This window comes from Alistipes provencensis (assembly GCF_900083545.1).
GTDB lineage: Bacteria > Bacteroidota > Bacteroidia > Bacteroidales > Rikenellaceae > Alistipes > Alistipes provencensis.
Map to the genome: position 1 here is coordinate 3,014,715 of NZ_LT559262.1, position 24,730 is coordinate 3,039,444.

Annotated in this window: 19 protein-coding genes; 7 read left to right on the plus strand and 12 right to left on the minus strand. The window is 57.3% G+C overall.

Annotation, left to right across the window (positions count from 1 at the left end; translation table 11 throughout):
* Window positions 1-16 precede the first annotated feature (16 nt).
* The 4 genes from BN5935_RS11805 to BN5935_RS11820 all read right to left on the minus strand — a co-directional run bounded on the left by BN5935_RS11805 (window position 17) and on the right by BN5935_RS11820 (window position 10,762).
* A complete protein-coding gene (locus tag BN5935_RS11805; RefSeq protein ID WP_064976261.1) occupies window positions 17-1,627 on the minus strand; it encodes a RagB/SusD family nutrient uptake outer membrane protein in 1,611 nt (536 codons plus the stop codon).
* A 12-nt stretch (window positions 1,628-1,639) separates the two neighbouring features.
* Window positions 1,640-4,555: a SusC/RagA family TonB-linked outer membrane protein gene (locus tag BN5935_RS11810; protein WP_235821088.1), complete on the minus strand. Its 2,916-nt coding sequence runs from the start codon at window positions 4,553-4,555 to the stop codon at window positions 1,640-1,642.
* A gap of 113 nt (window positions 4,556-4,668) precedes the next feature.
* The gene (locus tag BN5935_RS11815) at window positions 4,669-8,664 is read right to left on the minus strand and encodes a hybrid sensor histidine kinase/response regulator transcription factor (protein WP_064976262.1); all 3,996 of its coding nucleotides are present in this window, start codon (window positions 8,662-8,664) and stop codon (window positions 4,669-4,671) included.
* 43 nt (window positions 8,665-8,707) lie between these two features.
* Window positions 8,708-10,762, minus strand: coding sequence for a beta-L-arabinofuranosidase domain-containing protein (locus tag BN5935_RS11820; protein WP_064976263.1), 2,055 nt, complete (start codon window positions 10,760-10,762; stop codon window positions 8,708-8,710).
* Between the two features lie 202 nt (window positions 10,763-10,964).
* Here BN5935_RS11820 and fsa point away from each other — a divergent pair, with 202 nt between their 5' ends.
* The 5 genes from fsa (at window position 10,965) to BN5935_RS11845 (ending at window position 14,548) form a co-directional block, all read left to right on the plus strand.
* The gene (gene fsa, locus BN5935_RS11825; RefSeq protein ID WP_064976264.1) at window positions 10,965-11,621 is read left to right on the plus strand and encodes a fructose-6-phosphate aldolase; all 657 of its coding nucleotides are present in this window, start codon (window positions 10,965-10,967) and stop codon (window positions 11,619-11,621) included.
* Window positions 11,621-12,670 (plus strand): alcohol dehydrogenase, encoded by a 1,050-nt coding sequence (locus tag BN5935_RS11830; RefSeq protein ID WP_064976265.1) that lies wholly within the window; start codon window positions 11,621-11,623, stop codon window positions 12,668-12,670. The genes fsa and BN5935_RS11830 overlap by 1 nt, the downstream gene beginning before the upstream one ends.
* Window positions 12,671-12,875: 205 nt before the next feature.
* On the plus strand, window positions 12,876-13,526 hold the full coding sequence (locus BN5935_RS11835; RefSeq protein ID WP_064976266.1) for a FadR/GntR family transcriptional regulator: 651 nt from the start codon (window positions 12,876-12,878) through the stop codon (window positions 13,524-13,526).
* 28 nt (window positions 13,527-13,554) lie between these two features.
* Window positions 13,555-13,938, plus strand: a complete 384-nt coding sequence (locus tag BN5935_RS11840; protein ID WP_204244911.1) for an antibiotic biosynthesis monooxygenase family protein — start codon at window positions 13,555-13,557, stop codon at window positions 13,936-13,938.
* Between the two features lie 82 nt (window positions 13,939-14,020).
* Window positions 14,021-14,548, plus strand: a complete 528-nt coding sequence (locus BN5935_RS11845) for a methylated-DNA--[protein]-cysteine S-methyltransferase (protein ID WP_064976941.1) — start codon at window positions 14,021-14,023, stop codon at window positions 14,546-14,548.
* 83 nt (window positions 14,549-14,631) lie between these two features.
* Here the strand turns inward: BN5935_RS11845 and BN5935_RS11850 are convergent, their stop codons facing one another.
* Genes BN5935_RS11850 through BN5935_RS11875 form a run of 6 tightly spaced genes read right to left on the minus strand, consistent with a single transcriptional unit; the run spans window position 14,632 to window position 20,487 of the window.
* Complete coding sequence (locus tag BN5935_RS11850) at window positions 14,632-15,789, minus strand: MalY/PatB family protein (RefSeq protein WP_064976267.1); 1,158 nt, start codon at window positions 15,787-15,789, stop codon at window positions 14,632-14,634.
* Window positions 15,790-15,792: 3 nt separating this feature from the next.
* Window positions 15,793-17,226, minus strand: coding sequence for an MATE family efflux transporter (locus tag BN5935_RS11855; RefSeq protein WP_064976268.1), 1,434 nt, complete (start codon window positions 17,224-17,226; stop codon window positions 15,793-15,795).
* A 19-nt stretch (window positions 17,227-17,245) separates the two neighbouring features.
* Entirely contained in the window at window positions 17,246-18,112 is an 867-nt protein-coding gene (locus BN5935_RS11860) for a DUF3737 family protein (RefSeq protein ID WP_064976269.1), read from the minus strand.
* A gap of 25 nt (window positions 18,113-18,137) precedes the next feature.
* Window positions 18,138-18,662 (minus strand): cyclophilin-like fold protein, encoded by a 525-nt coding sequence (locus tag BN5935_RS11865; RefSeq protein ID WP_064976270.1) that lies wholly within the window; start codon window positions 18,660-18,662, stop codon window positions 18,138-18,140.
* 2 nt (window positions 18,663-18,664) lie between these two features.
* On the minus strand, window positions 18,665-19,480 hold the full coding sequence (locus tag BN5935_RS11870; protein ID WP_082944129.1) for a carboxymuconolactone decarboxylase family protein: 816 nt from the start codon (window positions 19,478-19,480) through the stop codon (window positions 18,665-18,667).
* A gap of 11 nt (window positions 19,481-19,491) precedes the next feature.
* The gene (locus BN5935_RS11875) at window positions 19,492-20,487 is read right to left on the minus strand and encodes a flavin reductase (RefSeq protein ID WP_064976272.1); all 996 of its coding nucleotides are present in this window, start codon (window positions 20,485-20,487) and stop codon (window positions 19,492-19,494) included.
* A gap of 203 nt (window positions 20,488-20,690) precedes the next feature.
* Here BN5935_RS11875 and BN5935_RS11880 point away from each other — a divergent pair, with 203 nt between their 5' ends.
* Window positions 20,691-21,587, plus strand: coding sequence for a helix-turn-helix domain-containing protein (locus BN5935_RS11880; RefSeq protein ID WP_064976273.1), 897 nt, complete (start codon window positions 20,691-20,693; stop codon window positions 21,585-21,587).
* Window positions 21,588-21,604: 17 nt separating this feature from the next.
* Window positions 21,605-22,435, plus strand: coding sequence for a helix-turn-helix domain-containing protein (locus tag BN5935_RS11885; protein WP_064976274.1), 831 nt, complete (start codon window positions 21,605-21,607; stop codon window positions 22,433-22,435).
* A 31-nt stretch (window positions 22,436-22,466) separates the two neighbouring features.
* Here the strand turns inward: BN5935_RS11885 and BN5935_RS11890 are convergent, their stop codons facing one another.
* Both BN5935_RS11890 and BN5935_RS11895 read right to left on the minus strand, forming a co-directional pair.
* Window positions 22,467-23,303 (minus strand): SDR family oxidoreductase, encoded by an 837-nt coding sequence (locus BN5935_RS11890; protein ID WP_064976275.1) that lies wholly within the window; start codon window positions 23,301-23,303, stop codon window positions 22,467-22,469.
* Between the two features lie 375 nt (window positions 23,304-23,678).
* Window positions 23,679-24,644 carry a hypothetical protein gene (locus BN5935_RS11895; protein WP_064976276.1) on the minus strand — a complete coding sequence of 322 codons (966 nt, stop codon included), beginning with the start codon at window positions 24,642-24,644 and terminating at the stop codon, window positions 23,679-23,681.
* Window positions 24,645-24,730 lie beyond the last annotated feature (86 nt).

A 24,730-nucleotide genomic window follows, 5' to 3' on the forward strand; every position in this document is an offset into this window, starting at 1 on the left:
GTGGTTGATTTTTAGGTTACAATCTCGGATATCCTTCGTTCTGCCGGAGTTTGTCGTTGGCGAGCAGCTCGTCGCGCGGGATCGGGAAGACGTTCAGGTGGGCGTCTTCGCCCGTGCCCTCGTGCTGGAACCACTTTTTGGTCGTGAAGACCCCGAAGCGGATCAACTGCTGGCGGCGGTGTCCCTCCTGACAGAACTCCCAAGCATATTCCTGCAGGAAACGCTCGTCGTCCAACTGCGACGCCTGCAGCATCTTGGCCGACGTGAAGTCCGCGAAGGCGCGGCGGCGCACGTCGTTTATCAGCCCTGCGATGGTTCCGTCGGCCGTCTTGCCGTTCTGGCGCCACAGGGCCTCGGCCTTCATGAAGAGCACGTCGGCATAGCGGAAGATGACGAAATCGTTGCTCAGCAGGTTCTTGGCCTTCTTCTTGATCTCGTATTTGCTCATCCGCACACCGGCGCCCTCGCCCGTCATCGATTCGGGTTTGCCGGGGTTGTAGATCGGGATGTTGCGCGTGTAGACCAGCGGCAGGCCCTGATCTTTCGGGTCTTTGGGATCACACATGATCGGCGAACCCGGTACGCCGGTCAGCTCGCCCGTGTTGTCGTAGAGCGGACCCTCGGCCCACGAATCCTCGAAACGGGTGTCGGCCGGATCGTAGCTGTTCGCCAGATCGGGCGTGGCGCAGCAGCCGCCCCAGAAGAAGGTCTCGGTGTCGTGGTGGTAGCGGTAATTCCAGTGGTGGGTCCAGAGATGGATGCGGAACGGCAGCGCCGCGTCGTAAATCTCGTCGTTGCAGCCCGCGAGGATGATCTCGGGCGAATTCTGGTTCTCGGTGACGAATATCTGCTTGTAGTCGCTGTCGAGCGAATACTTTTTCGAATCGATGATCTCGTCGCAGAGATCCACGACCTCCTGCCAGTAGCTCTCGCCCACCCATACCTCGGCATTGAGGTAGACTTTGGCCAGCAGCATCGTGGCGGCATAGTAGTCCCAGCGTCCGTAACCCTTCTCGGTCAGCAGGCCGCGGTTGTCCTTGATCTCCTTTACCACGAACTCGAAAATATCCTTGCGCGGAGCGGTCTCCGGGAGCCAGCCTTTCGGAACGTCGTATTTGGTCACCAAGGGCACGTTGCCGTACATGTCGCAGAGCACATAATACCAGAAGGCGCGCGCCACATGCAGTTCGGCCATCAGTTTCTCCTTGCTTTCGGGCTTGATATCGGCGCTCCCGAACTCGTACATCAGGCGGTTGCAGGTGTTGATGGCCGCGTAGGCCTTGCGCCAGTTACCCAGCACATGGGCGTCGTCGATCTTCCATGTGTGGTTGTTCAGACGCTGGTAGATGCCGCCGTCGTACCACGAACCGCCGCGGCTCGGGGTCACCCAGCCGTCGCCGGTCTCCTCGTTGGTGTAGAGCCAGCAGCCCTCGGTATGGACGTTGTCGCCGGCATAGAGCGTCCTCAGGTCGGAGTATACCGAGCCCAGCGCCGCGGGAATGTCCTCTTCGGTGAAGTTGTCGAAGTAATCGTCGGCGGTAAGCTGGTCGTAGACGCGCTCGTCGAGATTGGTGCAGGCTGCCTGCACGAGAGCCGCCGCCGTCAGTATGTAAATCAGTTTTTTCATCGTTGCAGCAATTTAAAATCCCAGTTTGACACCGAAAGTGAAGGTCCGCGTGGTCGGATACCCCGCGACGTAATCGACGCCCGGCGTCAGGCCGTTGAAATTGATCTCGGGATCGACGCCCTGATAGCGGGTGAAGGTGTAGAGGTTCAGTCCCGAGGCGTAGAGGCGCAGCGTGCGGATCGGGTTTTTGGGGTTCTTGAAGCGGAACGTGTAGCCGAGGGTGATGTTGTCGATCTTCACGAAGTCGCCGTCCTCGACATAATAGCTCACATAGGCCGGGGCCGTGGCCACATAGTGGTTGTACTTGTTGCGCAGGATCGACCGCGGGAAGTTGTGGTCGGCGCCGCGTGCGAAGTTCTCCCACAGCATCCGGTACTGGTTGAGAATCTGGAAGTCGAACGAGCCGCGCAGGGTGACCGAGAGGTCGAAATTCTTCACCTGCAGGTTGGCCGTCAGCGCCGCGTGCATCGTCGGGATGCCGTTGCCGATCACCTGCCGGCTGGCGTTGTCGCCGTACTCGCCGCCCTCGACGATCCACGAACCGTTCTCGTTCATGCCGATGCTCTTCCAGCCGTAGAAGTCGCCGATGCGGCCGCCTTCGCGCACGATGTGCGTGCTCTTCTGCACGGGCGCTCCGGTGGAGCCCAGTTCGAGAAAGTCGCGCTGGTACATTTCGTTCGAAAGGCGTTTCATCTTGTTGGTGTTGTACGAGAAGTTGCCCGTTAAGTCGAAGCGGACGTTCTTCGTGCGGACGATGCCGCCGCTGAGCATCACCTCGACGCCCGTATTGCTCACCTTGCCGACGTTGGCCAGCGTGGTCGACGCGAGGTTGGGCGGCACGGGGACGTTGTACTCGTAGAGCAGTCCGTCGGTGGTGCGGTTGTAGAAATCGACCGAACCCGACAGGCGGTAATCGAACAGCACGAAGTCGAGGCCGGCGCTGAACTCGTGTTTCTCCTCCCATTTCAGGTTGGGGTTGGCGTTCATGTGCGGGGCTATCGTGTAGACGTACTTGCCGTCGATCAGCACGGGCGACCCGAACGAATATTTCAGGTGCGAAAGATAGGGCGACGAGGGTTCGCTGCCCGTCACGCCGTAGCCGACGCGGAGTTTCAGTTCGTCGACCCAGCGCACGTCCTTCATGAATTTCTCCTTCGAGATGCGCCATGCGCCCGATGCGGCGTAAAAGAGGCCCCACTTGTGGTTGGCGCCGAATTTCGAGGAGCCCTCGTAGCGGAGGCTCGCCGAGAGGAGATAGCGGTCGTCGTAGCCGTAGTTGGCGCGCCCGAAGAACGAGATCAGGCGGCTCATGTTCTTGAACCCTCCCATCGAGGCGAACCCGTCCTTGAGAGCCATGCCCGTTCCGATGATGTTCTCGCCGAGAATGTCGGTCGGAAAGTCGTAATTGTACATGTTGAATCCGTCGGTCAGGTAGTCGTTGTAGCTGTAACCGGCGAGCACCGAGAAGTCGTGCTTGTTCCAGCGCTCGGTATACTGGCCGTAGAGTTCGAGGGTCTTGGTCTGGTTCATGCTGCTCTGGCGCCACGCCTGCCCCTTGTAGTTGGTGTCGAACTTGCGGGAGGCATAGCTGCCGTCGATATTGCCGAAATAGCGGTAGCCGCCGATCATCGTGAACGTCAGGGGTTCGATCGGGGTGTAGGTCACCTTGCCCGAAGCCTGTATCTCGTTCCAGCGGGTGGTGTTATTGTACTCGTTGATGAGCTTCACCGGGTTGGTCGAATCGACGAAGATCGAGTAATCGCCCGTCGGACCGTAGATCGGCTCGGTGGGATTGGTCACCAGCGTGGCGAACAGCACCTCGTCGGTCGATACCGTGTGGCCCACGGTGAATACGTCGTTGATGTTGGCGCTGAGGGTCATCTTGTCGTTGAAGAGCGATCGGTTGAACCCGAATTTGAGGTTTGTCCGCTCCTGCCCCGTGTTGCGGATGATGCCGTCGCGCGAACGGTAGTCGACGCTGGCGTAATAGTTCGACTTGGCGTTGCCGCTCTTGAGCGCCAGATGGTGCGTGTGCGAGAATGCCGACCGGAACACCTCGTCCGACCAGTCCGTCGAAGCGCCCTTGTCGGTCGGCGTGAAGAACCCGTTGGTGGTCTTGCCGAGGTTGCGGTATTCGTCGGCCGAGAAGACGTCGATCTGGTTGGAGATGGTTTCCACCGACGCGTAGCCGTGGTAGTCGATCGAGAATTTGTCGCCGGCCTCGGCTCCCTTCTTGGTCGTGATCAGAATCACGCCGTTCGTGCCGCGCGTACCGTATATGGCAGCGGCGGAACCGTCCTTGAGGATGTCGATCGACTCGATGTCGTCGACCGAGATGTTCGACAGACTGCCGCCCGAGATGCCGTCGATGACGATCAGCGGCTCTTGGCTGCCCGTCAGCGTCGAGACGCCGCGCAGCATCACCTGCACCCCGCTGTTGTTGGGGTCGCCCGAGGTCGTGTTGACGGCCAGACCCGCCACGCGGCCCTGCAATAATTGCAGCGGGGAGGTCACGGCGCCCTGCACGAACTCGTCGCTCTTGACCGAAGCCACCGAACTGGTCAGCGTACTTCGCTTGACGGTGCCGTAGCCGACCACCACTACGTCGTCCATGGCGATCTCGGCGTTGTTCAGCGTGACGGACAACTGGGTCTGTCCGGCCGGGACGCTGCGTTCTGCGGATTCATACCCGATGTAGGAGAATACCAGCACCGCGGGGCTTTTCTGCAGACGGAGCGAATAACTTCCGTCGACGGCGGTCGATACGCCGTTTGTCGTGCCCTGTTCGATGACGGTGACGCCCGGCAGCGGCTGCCCGTCGGTCCCCGACACGACGCCTGTCACGGTTTGTCCCTGAGCTGCGGCCGAAAGCGCGAAGCCTGCGAACAAAACGCACAGGAACATCCTGAAAGCTGTAAAGTTGTTCATATACAAAATAGGTTAAAGTTTCAACACAAAATTAAGGGTTAGCAGCTCCGCGGAACAGGATTATTCCGTCAAAAACATGGACAAAACATGGATTCAGCGCCTTCGGAGAGCGATTACACCTTTTCGGGAGCATCCTGTTCGCGCCATTGCTTGGGAGAGACCCCGAAGCATTTGCGGAAGGCGCGGCTGAAGTAGGAGGAGTCGGAAAATCCGACGTCGAACGTGATCTCGGAAACGGTCCGCGAGGTTTCGCGCAGCAGGCGTGCGGCGTATTTGAGGCGGATGTTCTGGATGAACTCGTTGGCCGACTGTCCGGCGGTGACCTTCAGTTTGCGGTAGAGCGTCGACTGGCTCATGTTGAGCCCTGCGCATAGGTCGTCGACGCTGAATTCCGAGTCGGACAACCGGTCGAACACCAGCGCCACGGCCCGTTTGAGCCATTGCTCGTCGGAATCGGAGTGCGTGATGTCGACGTTCGAGAGGTCGATGTCTATCTTGTAGGCCTCGCGCGCTTTCCATGCATTGTATATGAGGTTGCGGATACGCAGGGCCAGCAACGAGAATTCGAACGGCTTGACCACATAGGCGTCGGCCCCGGCCTTGTAACCGCGTTCGCGGTAGTTGTTCTCCGACAGCACGGTCGTCAGGATGACGCGGATATGGCTGGTCTCGATGTTGCCCTTCACGGCCTTGCACAGTTCGAAGCCGTTCATGCCTTCGCCCAGCATCACGTCCGTGACGAGGATGTCGATCCGTTTCGACCCGATCACCTCCAGCGCCTGTTCCGCATTGGCGACACCCTCCATGCAGAACCTTCCGCGGAGCGCCTCGACGACCATGTTGCGCATGTCGGCGGCATCGTCGACGACCAGCACGACGGTCTGGCGCTCCATTTCGAGATAGGCCGGGTCGTCTGTTTCGGTCTCGATCTCGGGGGTCAGCCGCGACTCGTCGAATATCTCGGGATTGTAGCGGGCGATGTCCACGGGATGGACCTCGCTGACCCCGGCACGCACGGGGAGCCAGAAGGTGAAGCGCGTGTACTCGTTCTCGCGGGACTCGACGCCGATGGCGCCGTCGTGCAGTTCGACGAGCGATTTCACATACGAGAGCCCCACTCCCGAGGAGTAGCGGTCGTAGGTGTGCCCCGTGAAGAAACGTTCGAAGATATGCGGCAGTTTGTCGGGTGCGATACCGGGGCCCGAGTTGGTGACGGTGGTGTATACCCTGCCGTCGCGCTCTGCCGCACCGATCTCGACATGGCCGCCGACGGGCGTGTATTTGCAGGCGTTCGACAGCAGGTTGCTGAGCATCTTCTCCAGTTTGTCGATGTCGGCCCACATGATCAGCCCCTCATCGAACTCCTGCAGTTCGACGCGGATATTCTTGCTTTCGAAAAGCCATGCATAGCGTCCGAGCGCCGACTCGACGAACGGCCGGTAGTAGAAGGGTTGAATACGCAGCTTGAGGTGTTCCAGTTCGCGGAAAGCGAGCAGTTCGTTGATGAGCCCCAGCAGTTTTTCGGCGTTGCGCTTGATGATGTTGAAATACTTTTCGCGCAGCGAGGCCGGGACGTTGCCCTCGAGGAAGCTGTTGATGGGACCGATGATGAGCGACAGCGGCGTCTTGAACTCGTGCGAGATGTTGACGAAGAAGCGCAGTTTCAGCTCGTTCATCTCCTTGTCCTTCTCGCGGGCGAGCCGTTCCAGCTCGAACGCGTGCCGCGTGCGGGCGTTGTTCATCAGCAGCCAGAGCAGGTAGCCCGCCACCGACAGGGCCAGCGTCAGGTACGAAAGCTTGGCCGCGAGGCTCCGCCACCAAGGCGGACGGATGAATATGGCCAGCGAACGGCTGTTGTCCGAGGGCGTGCCGTCGGGTGCGAGCGTACAGACCGTCAGTCGGTAGCGGCCGAACCCGAGACCCGTGAAATCGATGCGGTGCTGCGTGCCGAGCCTATGCCAGCCGTCGTCCATGCCCTCCAGCCGGTAGGCGTAATTCAGAGCGTTGTTGTCAAAGACGTTGCATGTGAAATCGACGCCCCACGAAAGCCGGTTGCTGCGCAGCACCAGCTCCCCGACCGAATTGAGGTCTTCGGGCAGCGCACTCCCCTTCTCCGCCCTTACGGGCTGTTTCTCGTTGTAGACATAGAGGTTGCCGAAACGTATCGGATGCTCCCCGACGGGCGTTCCTTCACGGGCCGGGTCGATGGCCACGATGCCGTCGGTGCTGCCGAACCAGAGTTTGCCGCCGATGCGGGCGCAGGCGTTGTAGTTGAACCGGTTGACCGGCAGCCCGTCCGCGATGGTGTAGTTTGTGAAGCGCGTCAGCCCGGCGTCGCACTTGTAGATGCCCGAGTTGGACGAGAACCAGACGTTGCCGAATCCGTCCTGCAGGATGCCGTAAACCGTGTTGTCGGGCAGCCCCTCGGTCGTGGTCCAGCGGCGGACCGCGAGGTCGTCGATCCCGATGGCCGTCAGCCCCTCTTTTTCGGCGCCCGCGAGGATGCGGCCGTCGGAGAGTTCGCAGAGCGTGACGTATTTGCGGGCTCCCGTCTCAATGCGCACGGGCTCGTAATTGCGCGAACGGTCGAGTTTGAAAATTCCCTCGCCGTAACAGGCCAGCCAGATGTTGCCTTTGTAATCTTCGAGGATGTCCCACACGAAGACCCACGACGGTACCGGCGCGAAGCGTTCGAAACGCTCCGAGGCATAGTCGTAGCGGAACAGCCCGTCGTAAAAGGTCCCCGCCCAGAGATTGTCGGTGCCGTCCTGCAACAGGCTGTAAACGCTGTTCGAGGGGGTTGCCGGGGTTGCTCTGCGCAGGTTGAACACTCCGTCGCCCGGCCTCATGCGGTTCAGTCCGCCGTAAAAGTTTCCGACCCAGAGGTTTTTGCGGTCGTCGATGCAGACGGCGTGTACGTTGTCGTTGTTCAGGCCGCTGTTGCGGCTGTTGTAATTGCGGAAATGCGACGTGGCGGTGTCGTAGACGAACAGTCCCCGGTTCTCGGTACCGATGTAGATGCGCTCGCCGACCGAGGTGATGGAGCTGACGGCGCACCCTTTCAACTCGTTGCGCCCCGACGCCGACACAAGGTCGGCGAACATGCCGTAACGGTCGTTCATCACATTGACGCCGCCGAAGAACGTCCCGACCCACATCGCGCCGTCGCGATCGCGGCAGAGGCTGTACACCGCATTGTCGTTCAGTCCCCACATGTCGTTCTCGCGGCTGTAAAGGAATTCCGTTTCCCCGTCCGCGAAGATCGTGATTCCCTTTTCCGTCCCAGCCCACATCTTTCCGTCGCTGTCCGTGCCCAGAGCGCGGACGATGTCGTTGCTCAACGTGCCGTCCCGTTCGCTGTAGTGTTCCGTCGCGCCGGCTGCGTCGACCCGGAAAAGCCCCGAGCCTTCGGTGGCGGCCCACAGCCGCTGCCGGTCGTCTTCGGCCAGCGCCTTGACCGCGTGGTGTGACCCTGCGAGCGGAATGCGGACGCATTCACCGCCCTCCATGCGCCACAGGTTGCCCCCGTTGTCGCCGAACCAGACCGAACCGTCGCGCCGGCAGATTACGGCCGTAATTGCCGGAAAACCCTCCGACGGAGGCGGAACGACCGTGCAGATGCTCCGCGTCGGGTCAATCCGGTTCAGGCCGTTACCCGTACCGACCCACAGCGCGCCGTCCGTCGTCCCGTCCATGCAGAGCACATCGTCGGACGAGAGCCGGCAGGGGCTCTCCTCGCTGGAAGCGTAACGCGTGTAAGTGTTGTAACGGCGGTCGTGGCGATAGAGGCCGTCGTCGGTTCCGAACCAGAGGTCGCCTGCGGCATCCTCTTCGACGAAGGTCACGTTGGCGGCCGTGCCGTTGCTGCGGTTGCTGAACGCATACTCCTCGAATTCATAACCGTCGTAACGGTAGGTGCCGTACATGGTCGAGAACCAGAGATAGCCGCGGCTGTCTTGGTCGATGTTCCATATCCATGTGTACTTCAATCCGTTCTGGTTCGTGATATGCCGGAACCGGTAGCGGGAGTCGATTCCGTCCGCCGAGGCACGGACAGTAGAGAGGCCGAATCCCGCCGGCATCAGCAGGGATGCCAGCAGGATTGCCAAGAATCGGTATGACGGACGTAATCGCATGGATCGTTTTCAGTCGTTATTCGGCCGAGTGCTGCCCCGTCATCGGGAACTCGGTCACGCGCAGGGTCGTGCAGCCGTAGGGGATCAGTTCGATCCCGGCCTCCTCCGCCGTGCCGAGACCGTACATGATGCTGTAAGGCAGCGGTCCCGCCATCTGGTTGTATTCTTTCCACGAGGGAACGCGCACGGCCCGGGTGCGTATCGTGACCGGTGCGGCCTCTTCGCTCCACGGACGCACCGCCGCGGCTTTGACCGGATCGACGCTCACCGTGTAATGTTCCTCCAATTTGTCTTCCGGACACTGTATCAGGGCGTAGTTCCAAGGCGTGGACGACGTGTGTTCGTAATGCCACTCCCCCTGATAGGCCGGATCGCCGTCGTTATCGACTTTCCGGCACTCGGTTTCCATCTTCAGGGCATATACCAGCGGTCCCCGTTCGACGGTCCGGGCGTTCTCTTTCCACATCGTGAGCCGCACGCGCGGCGAGAACCGCAGTTCGAGTTCGTCGCCCGCACTCCACTCGCGTCCGATGGTCGCCAGACGGTCCTCCCCGACGGAGAATGCCACGACTTCACCGTTGAGCCGAATCTCCGTACTCTCGCTCCACGAAGGGATACGCACCGTAAAGGGGAACTGCGCCGGGCGCGCCATCTCTTCGATGCGGAACGCCACGGTCTCTTCGAACGGATAGTTCGTTCGCTCGGCGATGCGGACATCGACGCCGTCGGCTACCTTCATCCGCACCTCCGAGGGGGCGTACTGCGTGACGGCCACCCCGTTTGCGGGCGTCGCATACCAGAGGTTCTGCGTGAATTTGGGCCAGCCCTGATGCATGTTCGACGTACAGCAGGGGTAACCGGTCAGGATACCGAAACAGCAGTCGAGGCCGTCGTGGTTGACATCGAAATTCCGTATTCCGGGCGTCAGCTTCACCTGATTGACCTGCTGGAAATACTGGCGGGTGACGAACTCGTCGTCCACCTGCGCCGGCAGTGCGTTGTAGGCGATCTTCTCCAGCAGTTCGGCGAATTTCGGGTCGCCCGTGATGCGGTACATCGTCTCCAGCGAGAACATGTATTCCACGATGGTGCACAGTTCCACGCCCTGTGTCGGGTCGGTGCCGTGGATGGCTTCGTCGCCGCTGAACATGCCCGTCGGATAACCGTGGTAACGGTGCAGGTCGTCCAGCGCGCAATCCAGCGCATCGAGGTACTTTTGCTGCGGATCGGCCTGCCAGTAAACGACCGGGGTCTTGATGCCCTGCGCGAGGTTCACCGCATGGATCGTCCCCACGCGCGTCAGCTTGTCGCCTGCGAGAAACATCTCCGTGTAGGGCTCCGTTTGGGCATAGAGTTTGCGTCCCAGCTCCAATAACGTATCGTCGCCCGTAATATTATAGAGCCAGTATGCGGCCATCATGTTGTCGCCGCCGCGGAAACGCGCCCAGAAGCTCCAGTTGTCCAGCGGATACTGGTCGAGATGGGCCAACTGATAATGGAAATAGCGGGTCATGAAATCGATGACGCGTTCGTCGCCCGTGGCCGAATGGTACTGCATCAGCACTTTGAGCATCACCATTTTGGGCCACCAGTCGCGGCAGTTGTCGCGTTGCAGCCCGGGCTCGAATTCGTAATCGGTCACCGGTCCGAAATAGCCGTCCTCCTGCTGGCTGGCGAGCGTCCATTCGACCCACGGACGGGTTTTGGCGATCAGCGCCGAATCCTGCAGGATATAGGCCAGCGGCAGCAGTCCGTCTATCCAGTACGGACCGCGTTCCCACTGGTCGCCGTCGCCGCCCAGCCAGCCGTTGCGCGGCCCCATCACCAGCGGATAGAGTTCGTCGAGATGTCCCGTCGCTCCGTCGCGCTGTGCCGCCAGCATTTCGCGCAGCCACCCCGAAGGCGAGATGCTGCCGAGCGGCAGTTCCACGAAAGCCTGCGGCTGAAGGGGGGCGCGGCTTCCCCCGTAATTGACATTTTGCGGAGTCCCGGCCCCGGTCCCGCATGAAACGAGCGTTGCGGCCAGCATCCCGGCGGCCGTCCATAATCCGATAGTTCGTTTTAATTCCATGAGTAGTTTTGTTGCAAAATTAATTCGAAACAAAAATAAACCATCCCGGGAGATTCTATCGGAACCATCCTGTCAAAACACCGGACAAATCGTTCATCTGCGCCTCCGGTGCTTCTGCGGTGGGTATAAATACCCGGGGATGCGGAAATATACGATAATTTTTTCTATCTTTATTCGGTCGAACAACTTAAAAAACGCGCTTATGAAATTCTTTATCGACACAGCCAATCTGGAACAGATCCGCCGCGCCCATTCGCTGGGCGTTCTCGACGGCGTGACGACCAATCCGTCGCTGATGGCCAAGGAGAACGTCCGGGGCGAGGAGGCCTGCTTCCGCCGTTACATCGAAATCTGCCGCATCGTGGACGGCGACGTCAGCGCCGAGGTGATCTCGACGGATTTCGACGGCATGGTCCGCGAGGGTGAACGCCTTGCCGGACTGCATCCCAATATCGTCGTGAAACTCCCCTGCACCGCCGACGGAATCCGCGCCGTGAACTACTTCGCCGGGAAGAACATCCGCACCAACTGTACGCTGGTCTTCTCCGTCGGGCAGGCCCTGCTGGCCGCGAAAGCTGGGGCCACCTATGTTTCGCCTTTCGTCGGGCGTCTGGACGACATTTCCGAGGACGGCGTGGCGCTCGTGGCCCATATCGTGCGTGTCTACCGTTATTACGGTTATAGGACTCAGGTGCTCGCCGCGTCGATCCGCCATACGCAGCACATCATCCAATGTCTCGACGCCGGTGCCGACGTGGCGACCTGCCCGCTGGCGGCCATCGAAGGATTGCTCAACCATCCGCTGACGGATCAGGGACTGGCGAAGTTCCTCGCCGACCATGCCAAAGTAAACCGATAATGCAAGCCTATACTTATATTGAACGCGGACGCTTCGAATTCCGCGAGAAACCGAAACCCGAACTGCTGGACCCGCGTGACGCCATCGTGCGGGTCACGCTCGGAAGCATCTGCACCAGCGATCTGCACATCAAGCACGGCAGCGTTCCCCGCGCCGTGCCGGGCATCACCGTCGGCCACGAAATGGTCGGCGTCGTGGAGCAGGTCGGGGCGGATGTCGCCACGGTCAGGCCCGGCGACCGTGTCACGGTCAACGTCGAGACCTTCTGCGGCGAATGTTTCTTCTGCCGGCACGGATATGTGAACAACTGCACCGATCCGAATGGCGGTTGGGCCTTGGGCTGCCGCATCGACGGCGGGCAGGCGGAGTATGTCCGCGTCCCCTATGCCGATCAGGGACTCTGCCGCATTCCCGATACCGTGAGCGACGAACAGGCTTTGTTCGTGGGCGACGTGCTGGCTACGGGTTTCTGGGCCGCCCGCATCTCGGAGATCGGTGAGGAGGATACGGTGCTCATCATCGGGGCCGGGCCTACGGGCATCTGCACCCTGCTTTGCGTGCTGTTGAAACGTCCGAAGCGCATCATTGTCTGTGAAAAGTCCCCCGAGCGCATCCGTTTCGTCCGGGAGCATTATCCCGACGTGCTGGTCTGCGAGCCGGAGATGTGCCGGGATTTCGTACTCCGCAACAGCGATCATGGAGGCGCCGATGTGGTGCTGGAGGTGGCCGGAGCGGCGGATACGTTTCGGCTGGCTTGGGAGTGTGCCCGCCCCAATGCCGTCGTCACGGTCGTGGCGCTCTATGACCGGCCGCAGACGCTTCCCCTGCCGGACATGTACGGCAAGAACCTGACCTTCAAAACGGGAGGCGTGGACGGCTGCGACTGCGCCGAAATCCTGCGCCTGATCGAAACAGGGCTGATAGACACTACCCCGCTTATCACGCACCGCTTTCCGCTGAGCCGTATCGACGAAGCCTACCGCCTCTTTGAAGGTAAATCGGACGGTGTTATCAAGATCGCCGTCGAGTTGCGTCAGGCTCGGATATAGGCTCCGTTTTAAGTAGTGAGATATGAAAATTGTAATTTTAATAAAAGTCAAATTTTCATAATCAATATTGGCCGACGGTTAAGTTTTTCGTTGGTAATTCACTGCATTAAACATCGATTAATCATTGAATATTTTGCTTGTCAGATAGAAATGCATACTTTTGTAAATCATCTGATGATATGATGAATAAAAGAGAGGTAGATATATGATTATACAGAAGAAGTCTTTGGCCGATATGGTAGCCGAGCAGTTGAAACAACAGGTTGCGGAAGGAGTTTATACAATCGGGGATAAACTTCCGACCGAACCGGAGTTGATGAAAACGTTCAAAGTCGGACGATCGAGTATCCGTGAAGCGGTAAAATTGTTGGTAAACATGGGTGTTGTCCAAGTCCGGCAAGGGGCGGGAACATTTGTCGCCGAAGCACCCGATGATAATAGAGGCAGCATAAATATGAGTATCGCCGACCGGACGGAACTCGATGAGGTGAGGAAAATTTTGGATATTGCAATCGTGGAGAAAGCCGTGGCAAGAAGAACGGGAAAAGATATAGAACGAATGCAGTCCTCCCTTGAAGCAAGAAAGGCAAACGCGAAAAACGACCGGTTGAAAGAATGCATCGAAGCCGACCTGAATTTCCACATCGCCATTGCCGATGCCACTCACAACCGAATATTGGCAGACATTTACCGTTCCGCTTCCCTGCATCTGCTTTCGGAGTTCAACCGTATTTACGATGGTCCGGATTGCTTCGTAAATTCACAATCTTCTCACGAGAAGTTGTTGAGATACATCATTGCAGGCGATTTGAAGAACGCCCGGAAGATGGCAGTCAAGATTGTGGAAGAACCATAGGACGAACAACAGAAATTATAGAAACCCAATGATGAAGAATACAGAAAACAGCCACGAGAAAGTGGTTGTTCTTTTTGAAGTAACGCCAACGGCAGAGGGTAAAGTGCGCTATCTCGAACTCGCCGCCCAATTAAAGCCGTTGCTTTCAAATGCGGAGGGTTTTATTCGTTCCGAACGGTTCGGCAGCCTGAATGAAGAAGGCAAGCTGTTGTCGCTGAATGTATGGGAGAACGAAGAATCCGTTGAAAAGTGGCGCAATGAACTTCACCACCGCATGAGCCAATCGGAAGGACGTAAAAGGCTTTTTGAAAATTATCGAATCACCGTCGCTTCCGTCATAAGGGAATATGACGATTCCAATCGGAATGAGGCTCCGGCGGACTCCAACGAATATTTCCACGATAGAAAATAGATACGGCAATGATGCCTTACAAGCCGGATACAGACCATGTAAAATATGTATGAAAGAATTTCACAACAATAAAAGGAACAATATGGAAACTATCAAAATTACACGGTATCAATCACCCGTGGGCGAGATGCTTGTCGGTTCTTACGGTGACAAGCTGTGTATTTGCGATTGGGCGGTGGAGAAACGCCGCAGTACGATAGACCGCCGCATACAGCGACATCTGCGTGCGAAGTACGAAGAGGGAACTTCCGACATCATCGAACGGGCGATCGGGGAACTCGAAGAATATTTTGCCGGACACCGTAAGACGTTCGACATCCCCGTTGTCTTTACCGGCTCGGAATTTCAATGTACCGTATGGGAAGAGCTGATGAAAATACCCTATGGAACGACCCTGTCTTATGGCGAACTTGCTCGCCGCATCCACAATCCGAAGGCTGTGCGTGCAGTCGCGTCGGCAAACGCTACCAATCCTATCTCCATCTTCGTACCCTGCCACCGGGTAATCGGCAGCAATCATAAACTCACGGGATACGGAGGCGGCCTTGATGCAAAAAAAGGATTATTGGAGTTGGAATGTTCTAAGACGGCGGGAACCGGGTTATGGTAGATTTAAGCAAATAATCTCAAAAGCCATACTTGATGTCATGAAGCGTAAAGCCCCCAGTAGAAAAATTCTCTGGAGGCTTTATGCTAATATAAATTAAAGAGAATCCGTTCCAGCCCGTCGGCAAGCAGTGTCCGGGGGCAGGCGATATTCAGGCGGATGAACCCTTCGCCGCCCGGGCCGTACATCGTACCGGAGTTGACCATCAGTTTTTGTTCCTCCTGCAGCCGCAGGGTCGTGGCGTCCGAACCGATACCCGATGCCCGGCAGTCTATCCAGACCAGATAAGTCCCTTCGAGCGGCAGCACGGGATATTGCGGCAGCCTTTCGGCGAAAAAGCGGCAGAGGTATTCGTAATTCTCCCGCAGGTATTTCCGCAGGGCATCGAGCCATTCCCCGCTTTCGTTATAGGCGGCTATTGTGGCCGCTACGCCGAACGGATTGACGTCGCACACCTCGTTGATGTTGATGGCACGGTCGATACGGCGGCGCACCTCCTCGTCGGCCGCGACGATGCTGGCGATTTGCAGTCCGGCCAGATTGAACGCCTTGCTCGGCGAGAGGCAGGTCACGGAGTTTTGCCGGAAGCGTTCGGACAGAGAGCCGAAGGGCGTGTAGTCATGCCCCTCGTAGGTCAGCTCGCAATGAATCTCGTCCGCCACGACAAACACCCCGTTGCGCAGACAGATGTCGCCGATGCGCCGCAGTTCCTCCGGCGTCCAGACCCGTCCGACCGGATTGTGGGGATTGCACAACAACAGCAGTCTCGCCTTCGGATCGGCCGCTTTCGCTTCGAGGTCGTCGAAGTCGATCGTGTAGCGACCGTCCCTGTAAACGAGGTTGTTGGCCGAGAGGAAGCATCCGTCGTTGCGGATCGACGAATAGAAGCAGTTGTATGCCGGGGTCTGGACGATTACTTTGTCGCCCGGTGCGGTCAGCGCCTTGATGATGGCCGACAGAGCCGGCACGACGCCGCTCGTATAGATTATCCACTGGGGATCGATCCGCCAGCGATGACGGCCCTCGAACCACCGGACGACCGCGTCGTAATAGGCTTCGGGCACTTTGGTATAACCGAAAATGCCGTGCGCCACCCGCTTCTGCAAGGCTTCCACAACAGCCGGCGCCGTGCGGAAATCCATATCCGCCACCCACATGGGCAGCACATGCTCCTCTTCGGGAGTATCCCATTTGTAGGAGTTCGTCCCGCGGCGCGGGACAACCGTATCGAAATCGTAGTTCATAACTTATCTTTTTATGCGTAATTTATAAATCCAGTTGCCGCCCCACAGTCTCGTGAGGAATATCGCTCCCCGGAAGCAAAGCTCGATGCACATGGCGAGCCACACGCCGCGCAACCCCATCGTGGGGGCGAGCCATGCCGCCAGCGTCAGCCGCACGCCCCAGATGCTGCCGAAGTTCATCAGGCTGGGTACGAACGTACTTCCGACACCCACGAATACGCCGTAGGCAACGATCGAAGCCGCGAACATCGGTTCGGCAAAGGCTTCTATCCGTAAGATTTCAATTCCCAACGTGCGGATTTCCTCCACGGGCGTCATCACACCGATGATTTGCGGGGCCGCCGCATACATCAGCGCTCCCATGACGCCCATAATCAGCATCCCCGACCAGACGGTGATATTGGCAAAGCGCTTGAGCAGCCGGATGCGGTTCGCCCCGAGGCTCTGCCCGACCAGCGTCGTGGCCGCCTCCGAGATGCCGTAGCCGGGCATATAGCAGAGGCTTTCGGCGATGATGGCGAACGAGTTGGCGGCAATGGCTACGATGCCGAGCGGAGCGACGATGACCGTCGTTGCGATCTGCGCCCCGCAAATGGCCATATGCTCGAATCCCATCGGCAGGGAGATGCGGACCGCCTTGCGCAGCGTCTCTTTCCGGGGCCGGAAACTACCCCGCTCTCCGGTCAGTTTCAGCATGGGCGAGCGGCGGCAAAGATACCTCATCATCCCGCCGGCGGTGACGAGTTCGGCCAATACCGTTCCCAATGCCGCGCCTTCCACCCCCAAGCCTGCCCCGGGAGCGGTGAATTCCACTCCCAGCCATTCCACCTGCCGTGCGGGGAAAATCAGCAGGAAGTTGAACACGACATCCAAAAGGCACATCAGCACGTTCAGCATGCTCGGGACGCGCATATTTCCGCTGCAACGCAACATACCTCCCGCAAGGAAGTTCAGTTGCAGGGCCGGCAGGAAAAGCGAGAATATCCTAAAATAGAGGGACGAATCGCCCCGTATCGCCTCGTCGCCGCCCAGCCATCCGGGAAGCACGCCGCCGATGGTGATGCCGGCCAACGCCAGCAGGGAACTGAAAACAAGCGTGGCCGCGACCGACTGGCGGAGTATCTTTCGGGCTCCTGCAAAATCCCCTGCTCCGATCCGGTGCGCCACCTGTACGGAAAATCCCGTCGCGGCGGCTGCGCACAATCCCCAGAAGAGCCATGTCGTGGTCGATACCAGCCCGATGGAAGCGGCGGCATTCGCCCCCAGACTGCCCACCATCGAGGCGTCGATATACTGCATGGCGATGGAGGACACCTGCGCCATAATGGCCGGGACGCTGAGGTATGCAGTCAGGCGCAACTGCTGCCCCAGCGTCATCTTTTCTCCGTTGCGGATAAGCGACAACAGGTGATCGGTCTCTCTTTTTTCCGTTTCCATCAGGCGGTCCGCAACGTTTTCAGCCGGCGAGACCGGTTTTCTCGCCCCGGCATATCAGCTCGCAATCGGCCGGAGCCTTGATATTCTCGTCGAGGATGATCTCCCCGTAGCTGTCCGCAATGATACAGCCGGTCCGCGGATTTTTCACTCCGCCTATCGCACCCCGGATGGTCGCCTGCACCGAACTGTACTCGAAAGCCCGGTCGCAGTCGGGGCCGAAGGTGCAGTTTTCCAACACGAGGTCGCGGGCATAGCAGAGCGGCTGTTCGCCGGTAATGTGACAGTTCACCAGCCGAAGGTTGTGCGAATGCCAGCCCAGATATTCGCCGTTGAGCTCGGAGTCGTAGATCGTCACGTTCTCCACCTCCCAGAAGGCGTCCTTCGTGGTAATCTTGGCGTTATGAATCTCCACGTTCTTCACATACTGGAAGACGTATTTGCTGTCGCTCTCCAATCCGTTGATGCGGATGTCGCTGCTGAACAGGAACGGGTAGGTGCCGCCGTGCAGTTTCAGATTCTTGATGTTCAGATTCCGGCAACGCCAGAACACTTCGTCGGCATCGTTCATCTCCACGTTCTCGATTTCGATGTCGTGCATCTCGCGGAACATTTTGGGTGCGTCGATGCGTGTGTCCGTCATTTTCAGATGGTCGGAGTACCACAGCGCCGAACGTCCGCCGACATCGAAGAAACAACGGTCTATAACGAACCCGTGCACATGCCAAAAGGGATAATTTCCCTCGAACCGGCAGTCGACGGCTTCGATGTTGCTACACTCCTTGATGGCCGATTCTCCGGCGCGGATGACGACGTTCTCCAACCGGAGATCGTGCGATTCGAACAAAGGCCGCTCGCCTCCGAATTCCGTATTCGATATTACTTTCATATTATTCCTGTTTTCAATTCGGTGATTACTTTTCCGCTCTCTTTATAAATTTTACGGGTATATCTCCGGCTACGCTCAACGCCTCGATACCGTTCCCGTCGATACGGCCGATTTTAATCAGGTCGCGGCTGTACGACCAGCTCTTGCAGAAAATCGCCACGTTGCCCCACGGGACATAGATGGTTATATCGCCGGGTGCGGGAGCACAGCCGGGCGTGACGCCTTCGGTCGTCAGCGCCGGGGAGGGATAGAAAATCTTCTCCGTCGTGTTGTTATAATCGTTCAGTGTCGTCCCGAGGGGCAGGCGTGCGAGAAAATCCCGTGCGGCGGCATTGTCCTCCATCGTGGCGGTGACGGTGCGGTCGCCGACTAAGATGTTTATATGCAATGAAGGGATGCCGGGCGTTTCGGGTTCATCGTCATCTCCCTCTCCCGGCTGTTCGGGAATTTCGGGTCGTCCGGGCTTGACCGGCTCATCGTCTGAACCGCCGCAGGCTGCCATCGGCAGGACGGTCAGCAGCATCAGGGGAATCAATAATAGCTTTTTCATCGTTATTTAAGTCGGTCGTACTCCTCGTCCGTCACCGGTTCGAGCCACTCGTTGGAGGCATTTTCCCCCGGAACCTCGAACGCCAGATGAGCGAACCAACTGTCTGCCGCCGCTCCGTGCCAGTGTTTCACGTTAGCCGGGATATGGATTACCGTACCGGGCAGAATCTCTACCGCCGGCTTGCCCTCTTCCTGATACCAGCCGCGTCCGGCCACACCGATAAGCATCTGTCCGCCGCCTTTCGCAGCCTTGTGAATATGCCAGTTGTTGCGGCAACGGGGTTCGAAAGTGACGTTGGAGATATTTGCCTGCTCGCGCGAGACCGGAGCGAGGTAGCTGTCGCCGATGAAGTACTGGGCGTATGCCGTGTTCGGTTCGCCGATGGGGAAAATCATCTCACGCTGGAACGCGGCTTTGGCATCTTCGCCGGCCGAGTCTTCCGCCCATACGCCTTTGGCCAGATTGAACGCCGCCCAAGCCTTCGGCCAACCCGCATAGAAACCGATATGAGTGATGATTTCGGCAATCTCGGTACGGGTAATACCGTTCTTCTTTGCCGACTGGAGGTGGTAGACGAGCGAGTTGTCGGTAATACCCTGACTGATGAGCGAGGTAATCGTTACCAGACTGCGGTCGCGCAGACCGAGGCGGTCGGTGCGGCTCCACACTTCGCCGAAGAGGACGTCGTCGTTGAGTTCCGCGAATTTGGGTGCGAACTCGCCGAGTTGGGTTCGCCCTGCCGTCTGTACAATCTTTTCTTGTGCCATAACATGAAGAGTTAAGATGCTAAATACTGTTGCTAAAAGAATTTTGTTCATAATCGTTGTATTTATTGCATGAAGTTATTGAGTTTGTTCGCCGGATTGAGCGGCGTCTGGTCGGACAACACCAGCGATTTGACCATGTGCAGCGTTGCCTGCTTGTATTTCCGGAAGTGTTCCGAGGCGATGTGCTTCTCGTACGCCCCGCGGTTCGCATAGGTTTCGAGAATCGTTACCTTGCAGGGATTCTCCTTTTCGCCGACGGCGTACATCGTCAGTACGCCCGGTTCGGTGCGCAGGGAGATTTCGCCCACTTCGGTCGCATATTGCATATACTCGTCGAGATACTGCGGATAAACCTCTATCTTCGACAGCCTTACGATGCCGTCGGCCGCCATTGGCTCTTTGGCGCACATCCCCGGCTGCTTGTCCAGATTCAGGCATTTGCCGATCACCTCTCCCGTGGCAAGGTAGGAGTAGGTCGGGAACTCGAACAGCACGGGTTTCAGCCGCGTATAGTCGAGCCTGCCGTTGCCGTCGAGCACGTCGGAAGCGGCGTATGTATTGACTACGGCACAAATGAAATTGTCGAAGCCGTCGGTTTCGTAAATATCCACCACTTCGCACTCCATCGTCAAAGGCGACGCGTCGATGACGGGCGTGCCGTATTCGCCGGTGTGGTAGGCGAAAACCTCCGACTTATCGACTGCCGCTCCGCTGACACTTCCTACATAGTCGGCCTTCGGCAGCATCTCGCGGCTCACGAGATTGACGGAAAGTCGTTTCGATTTCTTGATGCCCTGATTGGTATGGTGGCTTTTACTCATGCTGACCAGTATCCGGTCGTGGCCGATAACTCCGGTGTGTCCCACCACGAGCCAGTTCACCTTCCCTTCGACCTCCGCCCCGACGACTGTCATCGGTTTGGGATAGAGCGCCGGCAGGCTTCCGAGATTTTTCTTGTTCGTTTCCATAATATCGGGTTGAGCGGCATGCTCCTTCACCGCCGTACTGCACGACAGCATGACCGACAGCGACAGAATACCCAGTATCGTTTTTATCATCCTTGTTTCTATTTATCTATTTGACTTTCGGTGAACGGCCCCTCTTGGAGCGATTTTCCAATTGCAAAATTACCGTGATAAAACAAGCCGGCTTGTATACGATTTACGGATATTCATACCTAAATTCCCGATTCTGCGACCGGGCCGTACGGAATTCGTATCAAATGAATTATTTTTGCCCGAAAGAGATTAAACGAAGGCTTATGGAAGAAGTCATGAAACTCGATTCAGTAGATAAATACAACAAACTGTTCGGACTCGAGACACGGCATCCGCTGGTGAGTGTGGTCGATCTGTCGCAGGCAACGCAGTGGCCGGAACACATTAAGATCAACTACGGGGTATATGCCCTTTATCTGAAAGACACCTACTGCGGGAACATCCTATACGGACGCCAGAGTTACGACTATCAGGAGGGCACGATTGTCAGTTTCGCCCCCGGTCAGGTAACGGAGACCGAGATGCAGAAAAACGTCCGGCCTAAAGCCCACGGCATTCTGTTCCATCCCGACCTGATTCGGGGTACGGCGCTCGGTCAGGAGATCAAGAACTACTCGTTCTTCTCTTATGCGACCCGTGAGGCGCTGCACCTGTCGGAGGAGGAACGGGCCACCGTCATGGACTGTCTGCACAAAATCGAGGCGGAGTTGAAACACAGTATCGACAAACACAGCCGCCGGCTGATCTGTGCCAATATCGGGCTGCTGCTCGACTACTGTATGCGTTTCTACGAACGGCAGTTCACCACACGCGAAGAGGTGAACAAAGACATTGTCGTCCGTTTCGAACGACTGCTGGACGAGTATTTCGACAGCGACGCTCCGGTACGCGAGGGATTGCCGACCGTCAGGTATTTTGCCGATAAAGTGTTTCTGTCGGCGAATTATTTCGGCGATATGATCCGTAAACAGACGGGACAGACCGCTTCGGAATATGTCCAGAACAAACTGATCGGGCGGGCCAAGGAAGCCCTGCTCGGCACGGACAAGACAACGAGTGAAATTGCTTACGCGCTGGGATTCCAATATCCGCAGCATCTGAGCCGGATGTTCAAACGGGTGACGGGCTGTACGCCCAATGAATTTCGCGCTCAGCGTTAGATGCGATACGAAAGGCGATGAACGAACTGCAATTCCCCGGACTTTATATCGACGACGCAGCCGATCCGTGTGCTACTGTTCCGCATCTGTGCCGGTCGGGATATTATTGTCTGATATTAATGAATACCCCGGCTGAATCCTGCGCACGATACGGCCGGCAGCATTACGACTATTGCGACGGAACATTCGTCTGCTACCGGGCCGGTGCAGTCTGCAAGAAAATCCCGGAATCCGGTCTGTGGACGGTTGCGTTCCATCCCGAGCTGTTCGAAGGGCGAACTTTAGAAAAGCGTATCGAAGAATATACATTTTTCTCATATGCACTCAAGGAGGCATTGCATGTATCCAAGGAAGAGAAACGAATCCTCGCTTCGTGTGCCGATGATATCCGCAGGGAGCTTCTTCGAGGTGCGGATGCCTACAAACGTACGATCCTGATACGGCATATCACCCGCCTGCTGGACTATGCGACCCGTTTTTACGAACGGCAGTTCATTGTCCGCGAGCCGGCTGACGAACTGTTGATCCGGCAATATGAAAACCTTGTCGAACAGTATATAGGCGAAGGAAAACTTGCGCAGATGCCCCTCACATCAGCCTGTTGTGCCGAACAGCTCCATTTGTCGGAGGCCTATTTCAACGATCTGCTTTTCCTACGCCTCGGACATACGCACAACTGCCATATCCAACTGAAACGTATCGAGTTGGCAAAGGCGAAACTGCGCTCTTCGGGCGAGCCTGTCTCCCGAATAGTACGCGAACTCGGATTTCCTTCGGTGCAGTATTTCTGTTTCCTTTTCAAAAAGATAACCGGAACGGCTCCGAATGAATATAGATGGTTGAATTGAAAAAACTTGTATTCCAAGTTTTTTCAGTCCGTCAGTCGTTTTCGGGTTTCAGAGCTCCATAAAAGTAGGATGCCGTAGCGCCGCCGTCGATCAGGAAATCGGCTCCCGTAATAAACGCTCCCCGGTCGCTTATCAGCAGCTCGGCCACATTCGCAATCTCATCCGCCGTACCGGGACGCCCTGCCGGACATTTGGCGAACATATTCTTGTAAAAATCCCCTCGCGGCCCGTTGAACTCATCCAATGCCAGCGGGGTTACGACGATCCCCGGAGAGATCGAGTTGATACGGGCATCCCGTTCGCCCCATTTCACGGCCTCGGCCATTACCCGTTTCACGTTGCAGCGTTTGGCCATCTGGTAGGCGTGCAACGTATCCCGGATATTTCGAGGTTGAAGAATATCGAGCGAGAGCAGTTCCTCTGTCGGTGTGCAGGCCAGTTGTTCGTCCTCGGCGGCGGTCAGTGCAGGCATCCGATGTCCCGATTGGCTGGAAATCGTAACGCCGACACCATCCTCTTTGATAACCTTACCGACTTCTTCGAGCAGAACGGCCGTTCCGTATAAGTCCACTTTCAATATGGTTTCTATCGAAGCCTGCGACGGCGACACGCCCGCCGCATTGACAAGCATCGAAATCTCACCGTATTTCCGGGCCTCGGCAATCAGGCTCAATATGGATGCTCTGGATGAAAGGTCCATTTCAACGGGTATTGCATCGAACCCGGCATTGTTCATGATCCGGGCAATATCCTCCGCATTTTCCGGCTTCTTATCGCCCACGACTATTTTCTTTCCATAGCTCATGCGACAGGCTATTGCCATACCGATCTGACCGGCTCCGGTCAATATGAGGACATCCTGATTCATTTGTCTTTCATTATTTATTTCTACCGGCAAAATTAAAGCTTTATTAATCAGGGAGCCTTAACTCCATTACCGATTGTCTTACCGGAATTACGGATTTTGATATTTATGCTTTGCATGGCTGCCTTCCTTCCGCAAACACAGTCTGTTTTGCTTCAATATGCGCTCGTCCGCCAACAAAAAAAGAGGCCTTAAAAGACCTCTTCGAGCGGAAAACGGAAACCAAACCTTCGGCTTCTTTCCGTTATGTATCAATATGTTACGGCGTTCTTTAGTTTTTTAGGTTACCGATAAGCAGCTCACCTTTTGCGCCTTGCTGCATTTCTATGCGTCAATACAAAGATACACAATCTTTTAGACAAAAACAAATCTTTTATTCTATCTATTTTGGCGGAGTATTTTATCGTATCCGTCGAAATCCATCAGGTCGAACGATTCCACCCGCTCCCCCGCTTCCCGCCGGGCGGCTATGATCTCCAACAGTTGCCGGAATTGCCGGAACCGTCTTATCGCGTCGGCTCCCGACGGGGTTGCCCGGCCTGCAGCCCACATATCATGCCTTACGGCATAGGCGTATGCGAACACCTTGAGCGAAAGATGATCGTGGCGCGGCGTTTCCCGCAGGCGGAATATCGCGTCCGTATCGTCCGGGGTCGTCAGGTAATGATACCATCCCGGCGGTGGCTCGGACCGCCATTTGCGCACGAAGACCGTCGGCAGGTGTTCCGCCCGGATCACGAAATTATTACGCCGCAGGTAGGCGACGCTCTGCCGAATCTCCTGATAGGGATCGTAATAGGGGCTTTCGTATATTCGGTACTGCTTCCGGTCGGCCGGATAATGCAGGCTCGCATAGCCGGGATGGAGCAGCTCGTATTGCACGGGCAGCGGCACGGCCATATCCGTCAGCAGTTCGCGCAGCAGTCCGACCATCTGCGCTCCGGCATGGTGTTCTTGAAAAACAAGCAGGTCGCAACGCTCGATAAACAGCCGGAACAGCTCCGGAGGCGAAAAACGCTCCGCGCACCGCTCCATCACCTCCCGGCGATCCGCCGCGTCGATTATCGGGTTGCATTCGGCGGCTTTGCCGTGCGAAACGTTTTGCAGATATTCCCGCCATTGTCGGGCCGTCAGCACGACGGCGACCTCCAACCCGGAGTGCTTCGCCCGTTGTTCCAAAAGGCAGGCCGCAACCGACCGCTCGGCTTTGCCCGTCAGGGCGATCAGCACCCGGACGCGCGACATGGATTTCAGATAGTATGCGGCGAGTTGTTCGAAATACTGCGCCGTGCGGAGACTGCGGCCGCAGCCGTACAGGATGCCGAGGGTAAAGGCAGGTTCCATAGTTTGTGGTTGTCGGATTAAAAAGCGGATGCGGGGCCGAAACAATCAAGTGACGCAACTTCACAGATTGAAGAATTCGTTTCGGT